Here is a 19781-nt window from a genome sequence, read left to right as displayed (position 1 = left end):
CGATGGCACCAAAAAAACTCTCACCCCAAGGCGAATGGTTTGTAGATGCGAGCGGTAGAAAAGTAATTTTACGTGGAATCAACTTGGGAGGTGACACCAAGGTTCCTTTTCCTAATGGTGGGACCCAATTCCCCTCTGATTTTTCAGACCACAAAGAAGTGAGTTTTATTGGCCGACCTTTTCCTCTCTCCGAAGCAGACACTCATTTTACAAGGCTCAAACAATGGGGATTTAACGTTCTTCGTTTATTAACCACTTGGGAAGCAGTCGAACACAAAGGACCAAATGAATACGATGAAGCATATTTAGACTATTTTACAGAAATCGTACGTTTGGCTGGTGAGTATGGTTTTTATGTTTTTGTTGATTTCCACCAAGACGTCTGGTCACGGATGACGGGAGGAGACGGTGCCCCCGGTTGGATTTTTGAAAAACTAGGAATCGATTATCGTAAACTTTCCGAAGCGGATGCGGCCATTGTCATGCAAAGGGCTTATGACTACACAAGGCCCGGGATTCGCCAGGAAGAAAATTATCCCCTTATGTGCTGGTCACAAAACTATCGTTATGCTGGGAATGCCATCCTTTGGACTTTATTTTTTGGAGGGAAGGATTTCGCACCTAACTTCCTAATCGATGGAAAAAATGTTCAAGATTATCTGCAAGGCCACTATCTAGGTTGTATGAAACAAATTGCGGAAAGAGTGAAACATTTCGATTTTGTTTTGGGTTTTGATTCTTTGAATGAACCTGGAAAGGGATTTATTGGTCGTGCAATGAACGATCGTGGACTCAAAAATACAGATGAAGATCCCGCCAAACCAGGACTAGGTTGGTCACCAATCGATGCCCTATTCTCTTCCCATGGACATTCGATCGATTTACCATACCTTACACTCAAAGTTTGGAAAGGTGGATTTGTTCCGACAAAAACAGTGACTGTCAACGAAAATCAAGTGTCCATTTGGTTACCGGATTCCCCTGGAGATCCATTCCAATTGGAAGGCGCTTACACCATCACGAAGGACGGAACACCTTACATCGAAAAAAATGATTTTTTCCAAACGGTAAAAGGACGGACTATTGATTTTGATGCAGACTACTTGATTCCTTTTATGCGCACGGTCGGCGAAACCATCCAAGAGATCAGAAAAGACTGGATGGTATTTATTGAACGAGAAGCCTCCGACGCGTTCACCCATCCGCATCTAAATGGAGAAGCACCGAAACTCGCAGTAAACGCTGCCCATTGGTATGATATCCTCACTCTACTCTTCAAAACATTTCTGTATCCAATTGCCATAGATACACTCACCAAACGACCGGTATTCGGCAAATCGGGTATCGAATCGATGTATATACGCCAGTTGACTCGCATTAAAAACACCGCCGATTCCGTTCCGGGAAAAATCCCAAGCCTTATTGGCGAATTCGGAATCCCCTTCGACCTACAAGGTGGGAAGGCATACAGAGAATGGAAAAAAGGCAACCATTCTCCAAAAATTTGGAAACGGCATGTGATGGCACTTGATGCTATGTACAATGCGATGGATCATCTTTTTTTATCGAACACTCTTTGGAATTATACAGCATCGAATGGAAACGATCTAATGGTAGGAGATGGTTGGAACCAAGAGGACCTCAGCATTTTTTCCAAGGACCAAATCATTCCAGGCTCTGATCCGGACGTATATGGAGGTGGAGGCCGTGCTATAGAAGGGTTTTGTCGCCCTTACGCTGCCTTTTCACAAGGAACTCCTATCAAAATGAAATACGATTTAGAGATTCGTGAATTTCATTTCGAATGGTTATCTGATGTTGCCATACAAGAACCATGTATCATTAAAGTCCCTCGTTTCGTTTACCCTAACGGCGTACAAATTGTACTTTCCAATGCGGAAAAAATTTCAGAAACTGAAGGGGAACTTAGAGTCAAAGGAAATGGGGGGAAAGCGAGCCTCATCCTAAAACCACTATGATCGATTTACAATCCTTACTACAAAAATACCCTTGGGAAGATCGTTGGAAAAATCTCGCAACTCCCATGGATTCTCTTTGGGAATTTGACCTACCTGTCACTAGGGAAGAAATGTGGCCACATTTGATCGATACTTCGGCCCTCAACAAAAGGGTTGGTATGCCAAGATATGACTACCAGGAACAAAACGGAAAGCTAATGGGAAAAACCAGGCAAGTTGGTTTTCGATTAGAATGGGAAGAAGTCCCTTGGGAATGGGAGTATCTCAAAGAAATAGGTAATGCAAGGATTTACAGCAAAGGATTTGGACATTATGTTCGCAGTCGAATCATTTTAGAAACGTTAGGTGAATCTAGATGTAAGGTTTATTTATATTTTGGCTGGATTCCTCGAAATTTCTTTATGAGAAAACTTTTGCAATATGCAATGCCAAAATTGGAAATTTCTTTTCGCAAAGCTTTGAATGACATCGCAGAAGAGATCAAACGTAAAAAACCAAAAAAGGCAGTGGTCCCCGGTAAAGAGTTTTCTTTTGTTCCAGAAGCCCAATGGATTCATCCCGAAAAACTAGACAAAGAAACACAAAACCTAATCAACAAAGGTATTTCTAAAGAATCAGTTAAAGCAATTTTCGATTGGATCAAAACGGCATCTGATAACGAACTTGATCGGATTCGCATTAAAGAAGTTAGCCGAAATTTAGACCTAGATCCCGACGAAATTCTTTTTTTATTTTTACAGGGCTGCCGATTGGGAATTTTCACTCTCAGTTGGGATATTGTCTGTCCACATTGTCGTGGAGTTCGAACAAGCCTAACTCGACTTAGCGATTTACCAGCCAAAGACGAATGCGAAGTTTGTGAAATTGATTTTGATACCACTGGAGTGAACTCTATTGAAGTAACCTTTCACCTCCACCCAAGCATCCGAATCATAGAAAAACAATTTTTTTGTGCAGCAGAACCGGCGACCAAACAACATATCCTACTGACAAAAACGATTCCTGCGAAAAAATCCTATTCGGCAAGTTTGCTCATTGGATCAGGTGTTTTTCGTCTGCGGAAAAAAGGCGACAAAAAATACCGACTAGTGGATATCAAATCCTCATACCCACAAACAGATATTTTATGGCTTCCTGAAACCAAAGAAGAAGAAATCAAGGTTTCTCCAAAACCAAATTTAGTGTTTGAAAACGAATCCGAATCCGATGTTACCATCATCTTAGAAGAAAGAAGCGAAGACCAAACAAGCCTTAGACCATCCGAAATTTTCAATTACCAAGAATTTCGAGATCTTTTTTCTGAAGAAGCCATTGCCACCAATCTACAACTTGATATAGGAATCAAAACCATCTTATTCACAGACATAGTTGGTTCGACTAAGTTCTATGAATCCGAAGGGGATCATGGTGCTTTTTTACAAGTGAGAGAACATTTTATCAAAACAAACCAAATCATCCAAAACTTTCGAGGGGTTGTGGTAAAAACAATTGGTGATGCGGTGATGGCTAGTTTTTCTAGCCCCTTACAGGCATTAAAGGCAGCGAAAGAAATGCAGGAATGGTTTCACCCAGAAAACCAACATACGCCTGTTAGGATACGAATCTCAATCCATACAGGAAACTGTCTGGCGGTGAACCTAAACAGTAATATCGATTACTTCGGAAACACAGTCAACTATACAGCCAAAATCCAATCGGTAACCAACTCCGGCGAAGTATCCTTTAGTGAAACCATCTTCCGTGACCGCGACATCCGCGAATACCTACGAGCTGAATCCATCAAACTTCACAAAACCGAATTCCCTCTCCCCTGGGCAGACAGAACCGATTTTGTTTATGTTTGGAAAGTATAAAGTTCCCGATTCCCCACTCCTCCCAGCCGAAAATCCGGCTCCGACTGAAAGCTACGTCTATCTCTGGCCTCGCATCAGAGGGGAACAGGGAACTTGGGAACGGTGAATAAGGATTTGTGGGTATCGAACTTGAGCGCCTCGCAATCGTTTGGTGGAGAAAACTTTTATCCCACCATGCGACCGCGCTTTACGCTCCAATCTTTCGCTATGCGAAAGGATTTCCGCTGCAATCGCTGGCGCGGGATTATTGGGGTGGTGGCACTAGGTAAAGATCAAATCCGTTCCTAATTTGTGGTTTAATTGTTCCATCATATTCTATCGAAAGATGTTTTTCATTTTTATTAACATTAAGGAAATCATAGTATCTATTTCCAATAGTAAAAGATAAATGATATTCACTATCACTTGGATGAAAGCTTGTATCACAACTTAAGTATTCAATCGGGAATTTAAGATCTTCACACTTACCAGGTTGACAGGATTGTTCCAAACCCAAAACCCCATTTCTCTCCATTCCAATCCAAACACAGTCTTCCCATAACAATTCCCCCTCTGCATGTAAGGAAGTAGAAAGGCTTCCGACCAAAATCCAAAGAGTCCAAATCTTATGCCACATATCAAAGGATAGGTGATGAATTCTTCGGTTGGTTCCAGAGTGACTCTTTTGTAGGGATTTTTTGATTTTTTTTTTTTGTTTTTTGGCTTGTAAGACGGGAGAGTTCCGTTATAAAAGTGGCATGATTCGATTCGTAGTTTCCATTCTGTTTCTTTTTGTAACCTCCACCCTAATTGCGGATGAAGTGGGGATCATCAGTTTCGTCCAAGGAACAAACTACCTATCAGGACCACGGTTCAAAAAAGCGAAAGAGCCAGTAAAGTTAGGTAGTATCCTAAAAAAAGGAGATACCATCACAACGGAGGATGGAACTTGCGAGATCCAACTGGCCACTCAGGCGACCGTACGTTTGTCCAAGTTTTCCTCTATCCAAATCGAAGACCTACTCAATCCCAAATCAAAATCCACTACATTGAAACTAGTCGGCGGAAAATTATTTGTAAAAGCTCACAAACCGACCTCGGGAGTTCCAAGCCAAAACCAACTCAGTGTAGTCAATCCTAGTTTTGTTGCCGGTGTTAGGGGAACCGAGTTCCTTGCCGCTACTCCTGAAGTTGGTGGGGTGGACGAAGACCTAAACAAAGTAGAAACAGGAGTTTATGTAAACGAAGGAACGGTTGCCGTAAGCCCTGACAAAAAAGGAAAACAAACTCTCGTTGCAGAAAATGAAGAAGTCCTCGTTTCCGGAAAAGATTTGAAAAAACAAATCTTGGATGAATTTGTAAAAGAAAAAATGCGCATCTTCGAAGAGTTCAAAGCAATCAAAGAAGAAAACTACCAACGTATCAAAGAACAATACGAAAAAAATGACCAACTCATGAATGATTACAAAGGACAAGGAAAGGTAGACTGATCATGAGACAGTTTCTAATTCTCTTTTCTGTTATTTCCCTTTCCCTCTTTTCTTCGGATAAGTTGGGAAAACTCCCTGTTTATAAGATTGCTGTAGAAGCCATATCCCAAACAGAGGATAACATTGCTCTACGCGATTTTATCAAAGAACAAATCCACTCTACTTCAAGAGGGATGGTCTCTCTTCCTTTAAAAGGGACAGATACAAAGGTTTGGGAATTCGACAAAGAAGGAAACCCATCTCCGAAAACAATCGAAAGTCTACAAAATCTCGCTGGTACGGATAAACTCATTCTTGTTTCTACAGAAGATGGACAGGCTGTGATATCCTTTGTAGATGTCCTCCACCAAAAACTAGAATACAGAAACTCTCTCCCCGAAAGCCTTTCAAAAACACTTGTATCCGACTTCCTTGGATTTTTAGATAAGAAGAATATCTACTTAGCTCTTTCCGAAACAGGAACAGGATCCAACTCCCAACTGAAAATCAATTCCCTAAAACCCACCTATGTGGCTGGGGAACCCATTCGTTTCGAAATTGAATCCACAGAAGACAATTATGTGTATGTAGTTCTCGTTCCAGAAAATCAAAAAGGGGAACCAGTCCTCCTTTTCCCTAACCAAATCCAAAACGACAATTTTGTTCGTAAAGGCGACAAGGTAACCATTCCCGACAAACGTATATCCTTCAAAGCAGCTTCTTCTCCATCCAAAGACCGAATCAGAGCTTTTGCTTCTCGGGAAGAATGGAAGGAATTCCAACTCCGTGGAAAGAAAGAAGATTCGTTTTATAGACTTCTACCTCCAGCTGTCACAGGAACCAAAACAACCGCAAGATCAATGGTAATGGTAACGAACAGTCTCACTGCCCCCATCGAACAAACTCCTGTCATGGAGTGGGAATACCAAATCCTCTCTCGATAAATCCTTGCAAAATCCTCTCATACCTTTTGTTATTAAAGGTATGAGAACTCTTATCCTTAAATCCATCGCCCTTTTAGGACTCAGCACTCTTCTCGCTTGTTCCTTGTTCGAAAAAGAAGACAATAAAAAAGAAGATCTACTCAGTGCCCTTTTACTTTCCGTTTGGGCTTACAACCAGGCTGCGGGTTGTTCTGGACCTAAGTCAGGATTTACCATTTGTGTTCCGAAGGGAATTGCGGAATAAATCATGAAAAAGTTTTTATACTGCTTATTATTTTTAGGGGTGAGCCTCCATGTTGCTGATTTTAACAGCCTCACTCGATCCAACAGAGACAAACAACTCGCTAGTCTCTTCAGTGAATCCATCCACTTAGGAATTGGTTCGGAAAAACTTTGGTCAGCCACCAGTGCTGACAACTGGGGTTTCGTACGCCAGTCCGCCACTTGGGCTCGCGGGAACTCGGGAATTATCGATTCACTCATCCTTGCTTTAAAAAACGCAGGTTATTTTAATAATTCAGCTCCCCGTAACGATGTGCTCACGAATGTTAACCTAAGCGGTTTTGGTTCCGCTACTCTCACGATCAAAATCAGCACTCCAACTGCGGGGATCAGTTCCACAGCTTACACAGGAACGAAAACATTTAACCATTTTTTTGAAATCAAAAAAACGGGAGCCTCGATTCCCTCCTTACAACTGTTCTTTGATGACCCCAATACTACTTTAGGGAATGATGGTGCTTTGGTTTATTATCGTTTGGTGGATTTTGGAAATCCAAGTTTTGCCAACGTAGGCGATGTCATCACCGAAAGTTATACGGGAAACGATTCCATCTATGGAACCAAATTCCAAACCTATACTTGGAGAAACGGTCCCGAAAACACAAGTTGGATCAGTAAACACGGCCGCGTCGTTCTTACAGAAGTGGATTCCGGAAGACAACTCTGTTTTCGTTCTGTAGTCCGTTTGACTTTTACCAAACTCAAAGCAGTAAACCCTTCCGGGGCGACTAGTCTCGACAATTTAAAGACAGCCTGTAACACTGCTCAAGGAACGGGATCCAGTGACCAAATTTACTATGCACTTGCTTATATGCAAAAATTTGACTCTCCTTTCCAAACGACCGCTAAAGCAACCTTTACCATGAGTGCAACAAGGCCAGAAACAATTTGTAACCTTTCCGTTGCTACAGTGCCTGGTGCACAGTTGTCTTATGGAATTTTTAATATCAATGGTTATGTGACCGACCAACTTGCCGCCGCCGCAGTTCCTGCTGACTACCCGAGCCCTACAGTTGGTGGTTCTGATTTTATGTCTGTGGATGAAGCCTTCAATCGAACCTACGTAGCATTTGGTGCAAGTATATCAGGACAAGCTGCCCTCGGAACGGTAAAACAATACGAAACAACATCCAAAGCTTTTTTGGATGCCTTTGACGGTTCTGATCAAAACCTAACCTTTAAATAAGGTTAGGTGATTCAGTTATTTAATTGTTATTTCTGTAAATTGCGTTGGAGAGAATGGAACCTGTGAGTGCGATCATCTCCAACCGCACATAGGAATCCGTTTCCTTAAAAGTATATTCAGCGTTGTTTGTATCTGGATTTACTTGTAAAACTTCTCCCATTTGGCCAATAAAACGAATCTCCAAATACCGTTCTTTTGAGTTCAATTGAATAGTATTCTTCTTTGTCACCTGAACTTTCGGAACTTTTGGATCTTCTGCTCCTTGGAAGAATTTTTTAACACAATAAAAAGATCCAGACTCAAGAGAAGCCAAAACAGAAGTTTGATCTTTCATTCCTTCGGCAGTCACAATATAACGAAGAAAACTTTCTCCCTTACGGCCTCTTTGGTTTCCTAAAGTTTGAATGATGTTTTTCCAAGTAGGTTGGTCAAAATGTTTGATAGAAGCTTCAGGAAAATAGTGTAAGTCGTCACTTGCCATACAATGGACATTCCTTCCTTGGCTAAGAAGCGTATCCAATATCTTTGGATCATCACCAAACGGAGAATATACTTCTACAGCTTGAAACCCACCGATAGAAGACATCTCTTCTCTAGAAAATGAATCAAATAGTTTAGGGTGAGGAATAATGACATAACCACCTAACTTTTTCATACGATCCATAACCCAGTTTAAGTTTTCGCGAGTGGCGTATACTGGAAAATAATCATAAAAAGACTTTTTAATTCCAATTGTTAGAAGATGACGTTTTTTTAAATTTTGTCCCCATTCGAATCCACGAATGAAGCCGGAGTTCTCTCTTTCAGAGATTTGTCCATAATCGGTGATCGCTATATTCGAAAAACCTTCTCGTTTGTATTCCGATTGAATTTCGTCCACCGTATGTCGTTCCGGAGTAAACCAAACTTCATCAGAATGTGCGTGTAAGGAGATTTTTTCCTGACCGTCTCCCTTCCAATTTTGGTATGGATTGATAAGGGTTGTTCCTTGAAAAGGGGAAGTAGACAAAACAAACGATTTTCGAAGGAGTAATATAACTGCTAATTGATAAACAACCAAAATTCCGAGTAACGAAAGTAGAACTAGAAGATATCGATACTTCCACAGGGAAGGTCGTTGTTCTGTTTGCCTACCTGTGTCAACGATGGGCCCGGGAACATTGAAAAGCATGATCCAACTCTACTGATCTTTCTTTCCAATTTGATTCCAGTTTTGTTACAAAATGGATACAAAACAAAGGAATTAATTCTGCTTTGACAAACAAGCAGGCCTTTCTCTTCCTTGAGACTGTGAAATTCTTATCGGTTCATCGCACCTTTCTCATTCTAGTCTGCATCTTGCTTGTATTTTTGTTCTACGGGAATTCTTCACCTCTTGTGGACCAAGATGAAGCAGCTTACGCCGGTTTTTCTCGCTCCATGTTGGAGACTGGTGATTATCTAAGTCAGGATTTTCCTTACTCCACACCTCATAGAAAACCACCTCTCCATTTTTGGATTAGTTCAAAGTTATTCCAAATCTTTGGAGTTTCGGAATGGGTATTACGACTTTTCCCAGCCCTTTGTATTTTAGGAACTGCTTTATTAACATACCATCTGACAAACGTTATGTACGGATCAAGAACGGCACTTTATGCCTTCAGTATATTGAGTTTTTCTTTGTACTTTCCACTCAACGGAAAAATTGCACTTGTGGATTCTCTTCTCGTATTTTTTGGAATGTTGGGATATGTTTCACTTTTCCACTGGATCCAATCCAACAAAAAAAGATTTGTTCTTTTGTTTTGGCTCAGTGTAAGCCTTGGACTTCTTGTCAAAGGACCACCCATCCTGATTTTTCTTGGAGGAACTTGTATCCTACTACTGAGTGTCAATAAAATCCGATCGCAAGTTTGGAAATTGAATCCATTTTTATGGCTTCCTATTGCCCTCCTTCCCCTTCTTATTTGGGGTTATTATTCTTGGCAAAAAGATAAGGGAGAACTCATTCGATGGATGTTGGATTGGTACATCTTTCGTCGAGCCACAGATCCCGTCTTTGGACAATCCGGCCCTCCTGGCACCTATCTTCTGTTATTTCTCATTACCTTATTCCCGTGGACCAGAATTTACCTTTCCTTTCTTTACGAAAATGGATGGAAACTTTTTGCTTTACTCAAAACCAACGGATTTGGAATTACAAAAGATCTTTTTCCTTGGAAATGGAAGGAGGCAGATTATATTTTTACTTCGAAACGATTTTTATTGTTAGGTCTTGTTTTTTCTTGGATTTTTTATGAAGGATTGGCAAGTAAACTTCCTTCCTATCCACTTTCAGCATACCCTATTCTTTCCATTCTTCTCGGGGACCAACTCTCTAGAAAACACAACCAAATCTATATGTATCGCATATACATAACTGTTTCCTTGATAATGATTGCCATTATATCTTTTGTGATCCTACCTAAGTTTTCAGACTTACGAACCGATACAAAAAAAGTGGCAAATATCATCCAAACCATTGTTCCAGAAAACACAACATTACATTCATTTGGTGCGCATGGAATTCCCAGTTTTGCTTATTATTATCACAGACCGATCCAAGAAATCACCTGGGAAGATCTAAAAAACACGGAAGGATATTTTCTTGTTTCCGAATCCGATTTTCAAATTTGGAAAGGGATGGGTCTAGGATGGGAAAGTATCGGAGAGATCCTACCTGTTTATGCCTACGACAGAAACAAAAAGTTACAACTTAGGCTTGTGAAAAAATAGTCATCAATCTAAAAAGCGTTTTTTGATGTTTGGTGAAGGGATCATACAAACCTCTGCTTTGCCAAACCATTGATAACGGTGTTTTGCGATAAACCTATAGATGGGGTTACGAAGAAATCTAGGAAAAATAGAAAACCCATAAAACAAATTCCAGGGAAACTTTAATTCCCGAACCAATTGTAATACAGCATCGGATTCCATATATAACAAACCCTCTTTCCAATAAAGAATACTATCTGGTAGGTGGGAATAGGAATCTTTAGGGAGTAAGGTATGAAAAGTTTGAGAACCAATGGCGGAAAAGTTCAAATTTTCCTTTTTGTTTTGTTTTAAAAGGAACTGAACAGAACCCATACACAAATGGCAAACTCCATCAAAGAAAACAATTTTACTTTTTTCCGGTGGCATGCTTTTCCTCTACTTCCAAACTGGCGAAGAACCATTTGAAATCGAGTCTAAATCTATAGAGGTCTTTATGTTTCCTGAATTTCATTCCGAAAATCTTCCTAAAAAAGAATCTGCCATTTTAGAAAAAATGGAGTCCAACAAACAATTCATCCAATCCCTATTAAAAACAGGAAACCCAACATTTCAAAATTTTGTAAAACCATACCAACGAATACAAACAGAACTCGGTGATCTTGTTACAGAAATTTCTCATCTCAATTCAGTAAAAAATAATGAAGAAAGTCAAACTATCTATAGTAGGCTTTTACCAAAACTTAGTGAGTATTATACAGATCTCGGACAAAACGAAGAGATTTTTTCGACTCTTTTAAAAATCCAATCTTCAGAAACCAATTTAAACAAAGAGGCAACAAAGGTTTTAGAAAATGAAATCCGAGACTTCCGATTGTCAGGTGTAAGTCTTAATTCGGAAACCAAAGATGCATTGAAAGAACTTCGTATTCGACAATCTGATCTTTCCAACCAATTTTCACAAAACGTATTAAATGCAACGAATGCTTTTTCACTAAAACTTTCTGAAGAAGATGTAATTGGTCTTCCTGAAAGCGAAAAAATTTCTGCCAAACAAGAGGACGGAACTTACCAATTCACATTACATTTCCCATCTTATATTGCTTATATGACTTATGGCGAAAATAGAGAGATTAGAAAAAAACTCTATGATGGTTACTGCACTCGGGCACCAGAAAACGGTAAATTAATGGAAGAGATTTTGGAACTTCGCGATAAGGAAGCAAAACTGCTCGGTTTTCCTACTTTTTCTCATTTGAGTTTAGCAACTAAAGTTGCTGACACACCTGAACAAGTTATCGAATTTTTAGATCACTTAGGAAAAAAAGCAAAACCGATCGCCTTACAAGAACTAAACGAAATTAAAACCTTTGCTAAAAAATTAGGACAAACAGATCTCGAACCATGGGATCTCACTTACTATTCAGAAAAACTAAAAAAAGAATCCTTTTCTTACGATGAAGAAATCTATCGCCCTTATCTAGAAAAAGAAACAGTCATTTCGGGAACCTTTCAATTTTTGGAAAAACTTTTAGGGATCCAGTTCCAAGTTGTGAATACTCCAGTTTGGGAACCTTCTGTCCTATGTTATGATTTAATTGTCGATGGTGAAACGAGATCCCGTCTTTATTTGGATTTGGAAGTGCGAACAGAAAAAAAAGGGGGGGCCTGGATGCACAACTGGAAACCTCATTTCCAAGATGAAACAGGCAAAACGGAACTCCCAATAGCATTTGTTGTCGCAAGTTTCCCTAAAGCCACAAATTCACAACCATCTCTACTCAGACCAAGTGATGTAGTTACCCTTTTCCATGAATTAGGACACGCTCTCCACCACCTTCTTTCTCGAGTGAACGAAGCCTTTGTCAGTGGCGTGAATGGTGTGGAATGGGATGCAGTAGAATTTCCATCTCAATTTTTAGAAAATTTTGCTTACGAACCAAAAGTATTACAACTCTTCGCCAAACACTACCAGACGAAAGAACCGATTCCTAATTCCTACATCGATACTATGGTAAAAGCAAAAAACTTTATGTCAGCAATGGGTGTTGTGAGACAATTGGAATTTGCGAAATTTGATATATTGATCCATAAAGAGAAACCGAACGAATCCCGAGTCCAAGAAATTTTAGATCAAGTGAGAAAGGAAATATCAGTTGTATTCCCACCGACCTACAACAAATTCCAAAACTCATTTACACATATCTTTGCTGGTGGGTATGCAGCTGGATACTATTCCTATAAGTGGGCCGAATTACTATCCGCCAATGCCTACTATTCCTTTGTTGATAGAGGTGTGTTTGATTTAGAACATGCGGCTCATTTTAGAAAAACAATCTTAGAAAAAGGTGGATCGGCGAATGCAATGGATCTCTTTCGTGATTTTTACGGAAAAGATCCTGAGATAGATGCGTTATTACGCCTAAATGGAATTGCTGCTTAAAACCTGAATGGATTTTGTAATCACTTCTTTAGAATCGGTTGACTTGATAAGTTTTCGAGTTTTCCGGTTTTTATCCAAAACGTAAATATAAGTAGAATGGTCAAAACTTTGGCCATCTTCCGTTTTCTCTACATAGGCAGCATATTGTTTTAGAATTTGATTTGTGATTCCTCCCGAGAAAGAAAGGCCTATCGATTGAGGTAAATAAAACCTTACATATTTAGTGGTTGTCTCTGGGGAATCACGCACAGGGTCTACAGAAATAAAAACCACTTTAAATTTAGTTTTCTCTGCGTCTGACAGGGGTTCTACTGCTGCTTTGATCCTAGCTAACGTATTCGGACAAAAGTCTGGACAATAGGTATACCCAAAAAAAACCAAAATTACTGGTTCCTGAAAAGATTTAAACGAAACAGAATGTCCGTCTTTATCTACGGCTTCAATATTTCCACCGATTGGCAACTCCGTAAATTCTAACTGGGAGTCACATCCTAAAAGAAAAAAGCCAACTAACAATACCAAGATAAATTTTCTATTCATAATGACCTTTCCTCTACAACCACAATCTTTTTTTCACCATTAGAAAATTCAATTTCCAATTTCAAATTTCCAGAACGGTTTAATTTATCGTATAACATCAAATGTTTTCCTGACCTTTCCAAATGGATCGTTTCCTTGACCATTAGTTTGATGGGATAATTCAGTTTGCGCATCCGAACAATCCCCGTGTTTTCATCGAGAATCGTTTCATGAAAATCTACCGTTTGGTATCCATTACTCACAACTGCTCGAATCTCCACATCAGTTTCATAGGGATTTTGAATTTCCCCATACACAGCGGCAGTTTTTGCTACTTCTGGGGTGTGTGTCATCCAGAACTGGATGGGTTCTGCTGGTTTGTGACAGAAAAGAAACAAATTGGCTTGAATTAGTAACAGAATTCCTGAATTTGTTATATTTATCTTTCGTAACAAGAGAACCTCGATGAGAATAATAATCAAATGGGTGATTGCCATCACTCTCATTCTTTCTTCATTTCTTGTATCCACTTACAACTGGTCTATCGGTGAATACAATTATGATTCCTCTCGTAAATTCGAAAATTTTGACGCCTTTTACCAAAATGAACTAACAATAAGCGCCAAAGAAAATACAAGACCAAACAATGAAGAATTACTCGTTCGAGTATCGGAAGAAAAAACTCCGATAGTGATTGTCTACATACATGGATTTGGGGCGAGTCGAGGTGAGGGAGAAGAAGTCACAAACAAACTCACGGAATACTTCGGTGCTAATACCTATTACTTAAGGTTACCAGGACATGGAACAAATCCAGAAGACCATCTAAATACGCATTTTCAAAGTTACCTTCAAGATGCGGAAGATAGTTTGATTTATGCAAGGGAACTGGGGCACAAAACAGTGTTAGTGGGGACTAGTATGGGTGGGAACATTGCTACTTATTTAGCAGCAAAACATCCTGATCTTGTTGACTCATTAGTCCTTGCATCACCATTTTACGATTTTGATGATCCAACCGCGCACATCTTTCGATTCCATTGGGGAAAATCATTTATCAATGCAATTAAAGGTGAAATGAGAATCTCAAAAACAGATCCACGCGATGAATCAGCGAAGTATTGGTATTTAGATCAGTATTATGGCGCCCTATTAAATATTTTAGAATTAAAACGATTTATAGATCAAAACAATCCTTATACAAAAATCACATCACCCACCTTACTGATGTATTACTACAAATCAGAAAGAGAACATGACTTTGTGGCTTCTGTTCCTGCCATGTTAAAGGTATTTGACTTGATCCAATCGGGAACCAGTCACAGCCCCAAAAACAAACTCTTAAAAATTGAAAATGGTTCCCATGTTTTACTTTCTAAATATGTAAAAACAGACAAGGAGCTAATCGAAAAAGAACTCATTCAGTTCATCAAAGACAGTACGGGAGCCGAAGAAGTTAAAAAATCAAAGAAACCCAAACGATAACAAAATCGTTTCATAAAGTTCATCAATGGATATTGGTTTGGAACGAACCAGTATCCCTTCTGCATCTAGATCCTCTGAATCAAGTCCATCCATATTTCCGGTATACAAAACAGAAGAAAGTTCGGGATTTACTTTTTTGATTTTACGAATGAGACTAAGCCCATTCATTTCTCGCATGCGGTAATCTGATAAAATAAAATCGGGGATTTTAGTCTTCAGTTGATCTAAAGCAGCTGAAGCAGTACGAAAAACTTTGGGAAAAATTTGTTTCTGAGAAAGAACAAAACAAATGGCTTCACATGCCGCCTCATCATCTTCCACAATCCAAATTTCTTTTTTGGAAATCTCAGACCAGACATCTTTAGGATTATTTCCTTGACCAGATTTTGTAGTCCCAGACAAAATTTGAGCTTCTTCCAATGGAAGAAAAATATGAATGAGAACCGTCATTGGCTCTGGTTTTTCTATATAAAATTCGCCACCCCAGTTCTTCACATAACGATTTATTAGGTGCATCCCTGCCCACTGAAACTCCTCATCTCCAAAGTTCACAAAATCAAGTGTATTGAGTCCAGAAAGACTCGGCAAAGAGAGGCCGGAAAATTCAATAGAAACAAGAAGTTTGAATTCATCTGCCGGCGATGTTTGGATACGGACAAGACCACGTTTTCTATCATCCCAAACGAGAAGACCACCGGAAGTCAGCTCACAAAGTATTTTAGAAAATCTAACTGCATCTAACTTAGTATAGAGTGGTGATTTGTGGAAATCAAATTGTGCTTCTACATTTTTTGGTAAACCAGCATTCACAAGTGGGATTGTAGATTCAACTACAGAAGATATTTCTATTTTGGTCGCAGAATTTTCATCTTTTACCTTAGAGTATTTAATGATACGATGAATCATTGAACGTGCGTTATCTGCACCAAGTCGAATTTTGCCCAAATATTCCAAAATCCTGTTTTGATCAAACTTTCCAGACTGAATCTGTTCTTCACCTAACTGAGAAAAAACATGTATCGGTTGTAGATAATTATTTAAATCATGAGCAATGTTTGTTGCTAAACTTCCAATGGTTTCCATTTTTTGAGAATGTAACTGATAAGATTCTAATTGTTTTTTTTCGGTAACATCATCCAAAAAAACATAATAAAAGTCTGGTTTCCCTTGCGAATTTCGAAAGGCACTAATCCTTCGATAAACATTGATCCGCCGACCATCTTTCCTTGTTAATCGTGACTCCTCTGCGCCTTCCTTAAAAAAACCAAAGTATTCCATTTCCTCTTCTGATATGGGTTCACCTTTAATTCGTTTAATATTCAAATCGGTTAAGTTTTGAAAACTATAACCAGTGATTTCGGTAAACCGGGGATTCACTCTAAAGTATCCACCTTCCCAGTCTTGTAAGGCCATACCTACAGAAGCATTTTCAAACAGTCCCAAAAAAAACTGAATTTGTTCTACAATGTTGATTTCGTTTGTTTTTTCATTGGTCACATCACGAACAAAAACAATTTGAAGTTGCGAATCCATATTTGGAATGTTGACTTTTCTTTTTTCAAATTGAAACCACCGAACTAGAATTTCGTTCGGCATCAGAAAACGATAATCTCCTTGGATGGTGTCACGATCAAAATGTTTATTAGGAAACAAAAACTGATCTCTAAAATTTGGTTTATCTTCGTCGGCAACCCATTGTAAAAGTTCGGACTCGAGACATTCTCCAGTGGATTTATGACAGCCCAAATTGTTTTTAAAAAAATCGTTCGAAAATAAAATCTGACCGGTTTTTGGATCTGTTAAATACACACCACCGGAAAATAGATTGGGCAAGACCTTAAAGAATTCTATCATTCCGCTTGCTTCTAGATTCGTTTGCATAACTCTTGCCTTAAGAGGGAAATATGCCATCCAATCCGTTTTCTTTTCAAGCACCTATTGCTTTTTTTAATTTAGGACCATGGGAGATTGCACTCATCGTCTTCTTAGCGTTACTTTTTTTTGGTGGGAAACGCCTTCCAAGCCTTGCCAAAGATTTGGGTTCCGGAATCAAAGAATTTCGTAAATCCCTAACAGGCCAGGAAGACGAACCATCCCAAACCAGTTTCCCGCAAGAAGAACCAAAGTCTGCTTCCACGGGTGCTTCCAAATCTGCCAAAAAGAAAAAAGCATAAGATTTAAACCTTGGCCGGGAAAAAAAGAACCGCACTTCCGTTACCAGAGGATTCCGAAACCAGGGAAAAATACATGTCCCTGGGGGATCATTTAGAAGAACTCCGCCTAAGACTCATTTATTCCATTTTAGTGGTCTCGGTCTTTATGATTGCCACTTTGTATTTTGGAAGTGAAATCCACAGTATTCTCATCCAACCTTACAAATCCGTTTTAGGTCCAGATGCGCATTTTTTTCAGATCCAGCTGATGGCGCCGTTTCTCATCTATCTAAAAACGTCGTTTATCTTATCCGTTCTTGTTTCTTTGCCATTTTTACTCTACATCCTTTGGGGTTTTGTGGCTCCCGCCGTGGACAGACGAACAGAAAAATGGGGGAAATTCATCATCCTCTTTTCGACCCTTCTCTTTTGGTCAGGACTTGCTCTTTGTTGGTTTACTGTTTTTGAAAATTTCCTAAGGGTTTTCCTTGTGGTACTCAGACCCGATGGAGTGGATCCCTATTTACCGATTGACGAATATTATGATTTGTTTTTCAATTTGCACCTAGTGTTTGGAGCCTCTTTTCAATTACCGATTGTTCTCATCTTACTTGGTAGGATTGGAATCCTATCTTCTCGTTTTCTGATTTCTAGATGGCGAGAAGCGGTACTAATCATTGCTGTTGTCTCTGCAGTTCTTTCCCCTGGCCCCGATGTATTCTCAATGCTTATGTTACTGGTTCCTCTTAGTTTTCTTTTTTTCCTTTCTGCCATTGTGATGAAAGTATTGGAAACCACAGACCGCAAATGAGTTATCGCGTTAAACTTCCCGTACTCCTAGGTATCATTAGTTTCCTTTTCTTTTTTATCCATTTTTTACTCGCAGAATTTACATTCACCCATTGGCAAAATCCAAAAGGGGAAAATACACTTAACTTCAACTTGGTGGGGATTTATTCTTCCTTTGTATTTTCACTCATCACAGGATTTTTGGTCTATTATTTCCTTGGTTTTTTATACCAATACATTCTTCATGTCATTGCTCATATCCAAGACAATGAACTTCCGAAAGATATCCGTAATCTAAATCAAGAATCAGACGAATATAAAATTTATAAATCTGTTCGATTTACCCTTCTTCAGGGAGATGAAAGTCTCGGTGAAGAACAATTCGAAAACAAATTTGATTGGAAAACCAATCAAGCAGCATCCGTCAACAAACAGATCCCAGACATACATATTCCAAAAATTCCAGGGTTCGATGTTTCCGTATTTCCATCTGTCATGCGTTATGCGGGAGCAGATTATATCCGCATCGTAAGAGCAAAAGATGGAATTTTTGGAATCCTAGCTGGACATATGGAACCAGGAATTTTAGAATCTTCGGAAAAGGTTTTTATTCACGGAATTATTTCTTCTTTTGGAGAAGGACTTTTTACTACCGAAGAAATTTTAGAGAAACTAAAATCGGCCCTCCACCAATTCACTTTTTTAAAATTAAAAATCTCTGCTTTTGGAATCCAAAACAAAGAAGATAAAATGTCTTTTTTGCACTATATGGACATGCCCATATTCCAATTTTCTGATCATGGAATCCAAGTGATTGAAGGGAGTGGAGACGACCATTGGTACCCGAACCACAAACATCCACTCTCCATGGCTGATGGAATCGAAATTGGAGATTATTTGGTTTGGGCCAGTGACAGAACTCTCACCCAGTTTGGACTCACATCCTTTGAAATTATGGAAGAGTTTGTAGATTATCTTTTGGATTTAAGACCAAGTTCTTCTAGGCAGATGTTACTTGCCATTGCCAAAAAAATGAGTGCTCTCGGGGCAGAAAGAAATCTCACAAACCCAATGGAAAAACTTTCTATTTTAGTGGTTCGACGAAACAAGTAAACGAATCGTATGGCGTAGTAAGTCCAACTTACCCCAATCGCCATGACCCGGAACCACTACCTCTGCATCTGGATAACGAGACAAAACTCTCTTCACTGCATTGGGCCATTCATTCAAATCTGCTTCCTTGGTATTCCCAAGATCTTTTGCATCCAGTGCCTTGACGAGACATCCCCCAAAGAGGATATGAGTCTCCGGAAGCCAAACAACAATATTGTCCGCCGAATGCCCATGGCCAGGGAAAAAAACTTCCAAAGACTGGTTTCCCGCAGGAAGTCTTGTTTGGATATCTAGGATCGGATTTGTTTTTCCAAATCCCCTTTCCTTTGCTAACTTCGCTGTTAAGGAAGTGCTATAAACTGGGATATTCTTATTTTGAAAAAGAGGAACTCCCGCCATACGGTCGTCATGTGCATGAGTTACAATGAGAAACAAAATTTCTTTTTGGAACCGAACTTGAATCTCAGAAAATAATACTTCTGTTTGGGCTTCTGTCCAAGGAGTGTCCACCACCACAGCCCCTTTGTTTGTGAGGATCACAAGGCCATTGGCAGAATACAATTGCCCACCAAATTCTCCAAAACTGCGATGGATCCAAACCGTTTCTTTGATTTTAATCCATTCCAAACTGGTGGAAAGATTACTCTCTGAAGTAGGGTTCGATTGGTTGGGAGAGAGGGAAGTGGATTCTGAAGTTATTTGCAAATGGCAATGAAGCAATGAAAACCCAATACAAAAGATCAAAACTAAAATCCCTATCCTAGATGACCGAGAGATAAAATTAAGCCTGTTTCTTAATCGAAAGAAGTCCATGATAAACTAACCCCTATAAAAACAAAAACCTATCCATAAGA

19 protein-coding genes are annotated in these 19781 nt (G+C 39.4%); 12 read left to right on the top strand and 7 right to left on the bottom strand.

The window, feature by feature from the left end; all coding sequences use genetic code 11:
- The first annotated feature begins 2 nt into the window (after positions 1-2).
- Together EHQ49_RS06650 and EHQ49_RS06645 are read left to right on the top strand one after the other, a co-directional pair.
- Complete coding sequence (locus EHQ49_RS06650) at positions 3-1979, top strand: glycoside hydrolase family 5 protein (RefSeq protein WP_135577521.1); 1977 nt, start codon at positions 3-5, stop codon at positions 1977-1979.
- Positions 1976-3832 carry an adenylate/guanylate cyclase domain-containing protein gene (locus EHQ49_RS06645; RefSeq protein ID WP_135577519.1) on the top strand — a complete coding sequence of 619 codons (1857 nt, stop codon included), beginning with the start codon at positions 1976-1978 and terminating at the stop codon, positions 3830-3832. The genes EHQ49_RS06650 and EHQ49_RS06645 overlap by 4 nt, the downstream gene beginning before the upstream one ends.
- 244 nt (positions 3833-4076) lie before the next feature.
- Here the strand turns inward: EHQ49_RS06645 and EHQ49_RS06640 are convergent, their stop codons facing one another.
- Positions 4077-4448 carry a hypothetical protein gene (locus EHQ49_RS06640; protein ID WP_135577517.1) on the bottom strand — a complete coding sequence of 124 codons (372 nt, stop codon included), beginning with the start codon at positions 4446-4448 and terminating at the stop codon, positions 4077-4079.
- Between the two features lie 121 nt (positions 4449-4569).
- Between EHQ49_RS06640 and EHQ49_RS06635 the strand changes: the two genes are divergently transcribed.
- From EHQ49_RS06635 to EHQ49_RS06620, 4 genes are read left to right on the top strand one after another with little or no spacing between them, the layout of a single operon-like run.
- Entirely contained in the window at positions 4570-5301 is a 732-nt protein-coding gene (locus EHQ49_RS06635) for a FecR domain-containing protein (protein ID WP_135577515.1), read from the top strand.
- Positions 5302-5303: 2 nt separating this feature from the next.
- Positions 5304-6224, top strand: a complete 921-nt coding sequence (locus tag EHQ49_RS06630) for a DUF4384 domain-containing protein (protein ID WP_135577513.1) — start codon at positions 5304-5306, stop codon at positions 6222-6224.
- 40 nt (positions 6225-6264) lie between these two features.
- A complete protein-coding gene (locus EHQ49_RS06625) occupies positions 6265-6468 on the top strand; it encodes a hypothetical protein (protein WP_135577510.1) in 204 nt (67 codons plus the stop codon).
- A 3-nt stretch (positions 6469-6471) separates the two neighbouring features.
- Positions 6472-7692 carry an LIC_12337 family protein gene (locus EHQ49_RS06620; protein WP_135577508.1) on the top strand — a complete coding sequence of 407 codons (1221 nt, stop codon included), beginning with the start codon at positions 6472-6474 and terminating at the stop codon, positions 7690-7692.
- A 19-nt stretch (positions 7693-7711) separates the two neighbouring features.
- Here the strand turns inward: EHQ49_RS06620 and EHQ49_RS06615 are convergent, their stop codons facing one another.
- Entirely contained in the window at positions 7712-8863 is a 1152-nt protein-coding gene (locus tag EHQ49_RS06615; RefSeq protein ID WP_135577506.1) for a phosphoesterase, read from the bottom strand.
- Positions 8864-9069: 206 nt separating this feature from the next.
- Between EHQ49_RS06615 and EHQ49_RS06610 the strand changes: the two genes are divergently transcribed.
- A complete protein-coding gene (locus EHQ49_RS06610) occupies positions 9070-10446 on the top strand; it encodes an ArnT family glycosyltransferase (protein WP_244241377.1) in 1377 nt (458 codons plus the stop codon).
- A gap of 3 nt (positions 10447-10449) precedes the next feature.
- Here EHQ49_RS06610 and EHQ49_RS06605 read toward each other — a convergent pair whose 3' ends face one another.
- A complete protein-coding gene (locus EHQ49_RS06605; RefSeq protein WP_135577501.1) occupies positions 10450-10854 on the bottom strand; it encodes a thiol-disulfide oxidoreductase DCC family protein in 405 nt (134 codons plus the stop codon).
- Between the two features lie 67 nt (positions 10855-10921).
- Here EHQ49_RS06605 and EHQ49_RS06600 point away from each other — a divergent pair, with 67 nt between their 5' ends.
- Positions 10922-12868, top strand: a complete 1947-nt coding sequence (locus EHQ49_RS06600) for a M3 family metallopeptidase (protein WP_135577499.1) — start codon at positions 10922-10924, stop codon at positions 12866-12868.
- Here the strand turns inward: EHQ49_RS06600 and EHQ49_RS06595 are convergent.
- The gene (locus EHQ49_RS06595) at positions 12848-13408 is read right to left on the bottom strand and encodes an SCO family protein (RefSeq protein WP_135577497.1); all 561 of its coding nucleotides are present in this window, start codon (positions 13406-13408) and stop codon (positions 12848-12850) included. The genes EHQ49_RS06600 and EHQ49_RS06595 overlap by 21 nt on opposite strands.
- The gene (locus EHQ49_RS06590) at positions 13405-13842 is read right to left on the bottom strand and encodes a copper chaperone PCu(A)C (RefSeq protein ID WP_244241376.1); all 438 of its coding nucleotides are present in this window, start codon (positions 13840-13842) and stop codon (positions 13405-13407) included. The genes EHQ49_RS06595 and EHQ49_RS06590 overlap by 4 nt, the downstream gene beginning before the upstream one ends.
- A gap of 10 nt (positions 13843-13852) precedes the next feature.
- Between EHQ49_RS06590 and EHQ49_RS06585 the strand changes: the two genes are divergently transcribed.
- Positions 13853-14872: an alpha/beta hydrolase gene (locus EHQ49_RS06585; RefSeq protein WP_135577493.1), complete on the top strand. Its 1020-nt coding sequence runs from the start codon at positions 13853-13855 to the stop codon at positions 14870-14872.
- Here the strand turns inward: EHQ49_RS06585 and EHQ49_RS06580 are convergent.
- Complete coding sequence (locus EHQ49_RS06580) at positions 14852-16753, bottom strand: hybrid sensor histidine kinase/response regulator (protein WP_135577491.1); 1902 nt, start codon at positions 16751-16753, stop codon at positions 14852-14854. The genes EHQ49_RS06585 and EHQ49_RS06580 overlap by 21 nt on opposite strands.
- 23 nt (positions 16754-16776) lie before the next feature.
- Between EHQ49_RS06580 and EHQ49_RS06575 the strand changes: the two genes are divergently transcribed.
- From EHQ49_RS06575 to rktP, 3 genes are all read left to right on the top strand, one after another.
- On the top strand, positions 16777-17046 hold the full coding sequence (locus EHQ49_RS06575; RefSeq protein ID WP_135577489.1) for a Sec-independent protein translocase subunit TatA/TatB: 270 nt from the start codon (positions 16777-16779) through the stop codon (positions 17044-17046).
- Positions 17047-17119: 73 nt separating this feature from the next.
- Positions 17120-17836: a twin-arginine translocase subunit TatC gene (tatC, locus tag EHQ49_RS06570; RefSeq protein ID WP_135577487.1), complete on the top strand. Its 717-nt coding sequence runs from the start codon at positions 17120-17122 to the stop codon at positions 17834-17836.
- Positions 17833-18927, top strand: coding sequence for an Arg-Lys translocation region protein phosphatase RktP (rktP, locus tag EHQ49_RS06565; RefSeq protein ID WP_135577485.1), 1095 nt, complete (start codon positions 17833-17835; stop codon positions 18925-18927). The genes tatC and rktP overlap by 4 nt, the downstream gene beginning before the upstream one ends.
- Here rktP and bla read toward each other — a convergent pair.
- Positions 18904-19740: a subclass B1 metallo-beta-lactamase gene (bla, locus tag EHQ49_RS06560; RefSeq protein WP_135577483.1), complete on the bottom strand. Its 837-nt coding sequence runs from the start codon at positions 19738-19740 to the stop codon at positions 18904-18906. The genes rktP and bla overlap by 24 nt on opposite strands.
- Positions 19741-19781 lie beyond the last annotated feature (41 nt).

It is taken from the genome of Leptospira perdikensis (assembly GCF_004769575.1).
Taxonomy (GTDB): domain Bacteria; phylum Spirochaetota; class Leptospiria; order Leptospirales; family Leptospiraceae; genus Leptospira_A; species Leptospira_A perdikensis.
Note: the sequence above shows the minus strand (reverse complement) of the source record. Positions and strands in the feature narration are given on the sequence as shown.

Coding starts and splice junctions, on each gene's coding strand:
- EHQ49_RS06650 (WP_135577521.1), top strand. CDS start 3: ATGGCACCAAAAAAACTCTCACCCCAAGGCGAATGGTTTGTAGATGCG.
- EHQ49_RS06645 (WP_135577519.1), top strand. CDS start 1,976: ATGATCGATTTACAATCCTTACTACAAAAATACCCTTGGGAAGATCGT.
- EHQ49_RS06640 (WP_135577517.1), bottom strand. CDS start 4,448: ATGTGGCATAAGATTTGGACTCTTTGGATTTTGGTCGGAAGCCTTTCT.
- EHQ49_RS06635 (WP_135577515.1), top strand. CDS start 4,570: ATGATTCGATTCGTAGTTTCCATTCTGTTTCTTTTTGTAACCTCCACC.
- EHQ49_RS06630 (WP_135577513.1), top strand. CDS start 5,304: ATGAGACAGTTTCTAATTCTCTTTTCTGTTATTTCCCTTTCCCTCTTT.
- EHQ49_RS06625 (WP_135577510.1), top strand. CDS start 6,265: ATGAGAACTCTTATCCTTAAATCCATCGCCCTTTTAGGACTCAGCACT.
- EHQ49_RS06620 (WP_135577508.1), top strand. CDS start 6,472: ATGAAAAAGTTTTTATACTGCTTATTATTTTTAGGGGTGAGCCTCCAT.
- EHQ49_RS06615 (WP_135577506.1), bottom strand. CDS start 8,863: ATGCTTTTCAATGTTCCCGGGCCCATCGTTGACACAGGTAGGCAAACA.
- EHQ49_RS06605 (WP_135577501.1), bottom strand. CDS start 10,854: ATGCCACCGGAAAAAAGTAAAATTGTTTTCTTTGATGGAGTTTGCCAT.
- EHQ49_RS06600 (WP_135577499.1), top strand. CDS start 10,922: ATGTTTCCTGAATTTCATTCCGAAAATCTTCCTAAAAAAGAATCTGCC.
- EHQ49_RS06595 (WP_135577497.1), bottom strand. CDS start 13,408: ATGAATAGAAAATTTATCTTGGTATTGTTAGTTGGCTTTTTTCTTTTA.
- EHQ49_RS06585 (WP_135577493.1), top strand. CDS start 13,853: ATGAGAATAATAATCAAATGGGTGATTGCCATCACTCTCATTCTTTCT.
- EHQ49_RS06580 (WP_135577491.1), bottom strand. CDS start 16,753: ATGCAAACGAATCTAGAAGCAAGCGGAATGATAGAATTCTTTAAGGTC.
- EHQ49_RS06575 (WP_135577489.1), top strand. CDS start 16,777: ATGCCATCCAATCCGTTTTCTTTTCAAGCACCTATTGCTTTTTTTAAT.
- tatC (WP_135577487.1), top strand. CDS start 17,120: ATGTCCCTGGGGGATCATTTAGAAGAACTCCGCCTAAGACTCATTTAT.
- rktP (WP_135577485.1), top strand. CDS start 17,833: ATGAGTTATCGCGTTAAACTTCCCGTACTCCTAGGTATCATTAGTTTC.
- bla (WP_135577483.1), bottom strand. CDS start 19,740: ATGGACTTCTTTCGATTAAGAAACAGGCTTAATTTTATCTCTCGGTCA.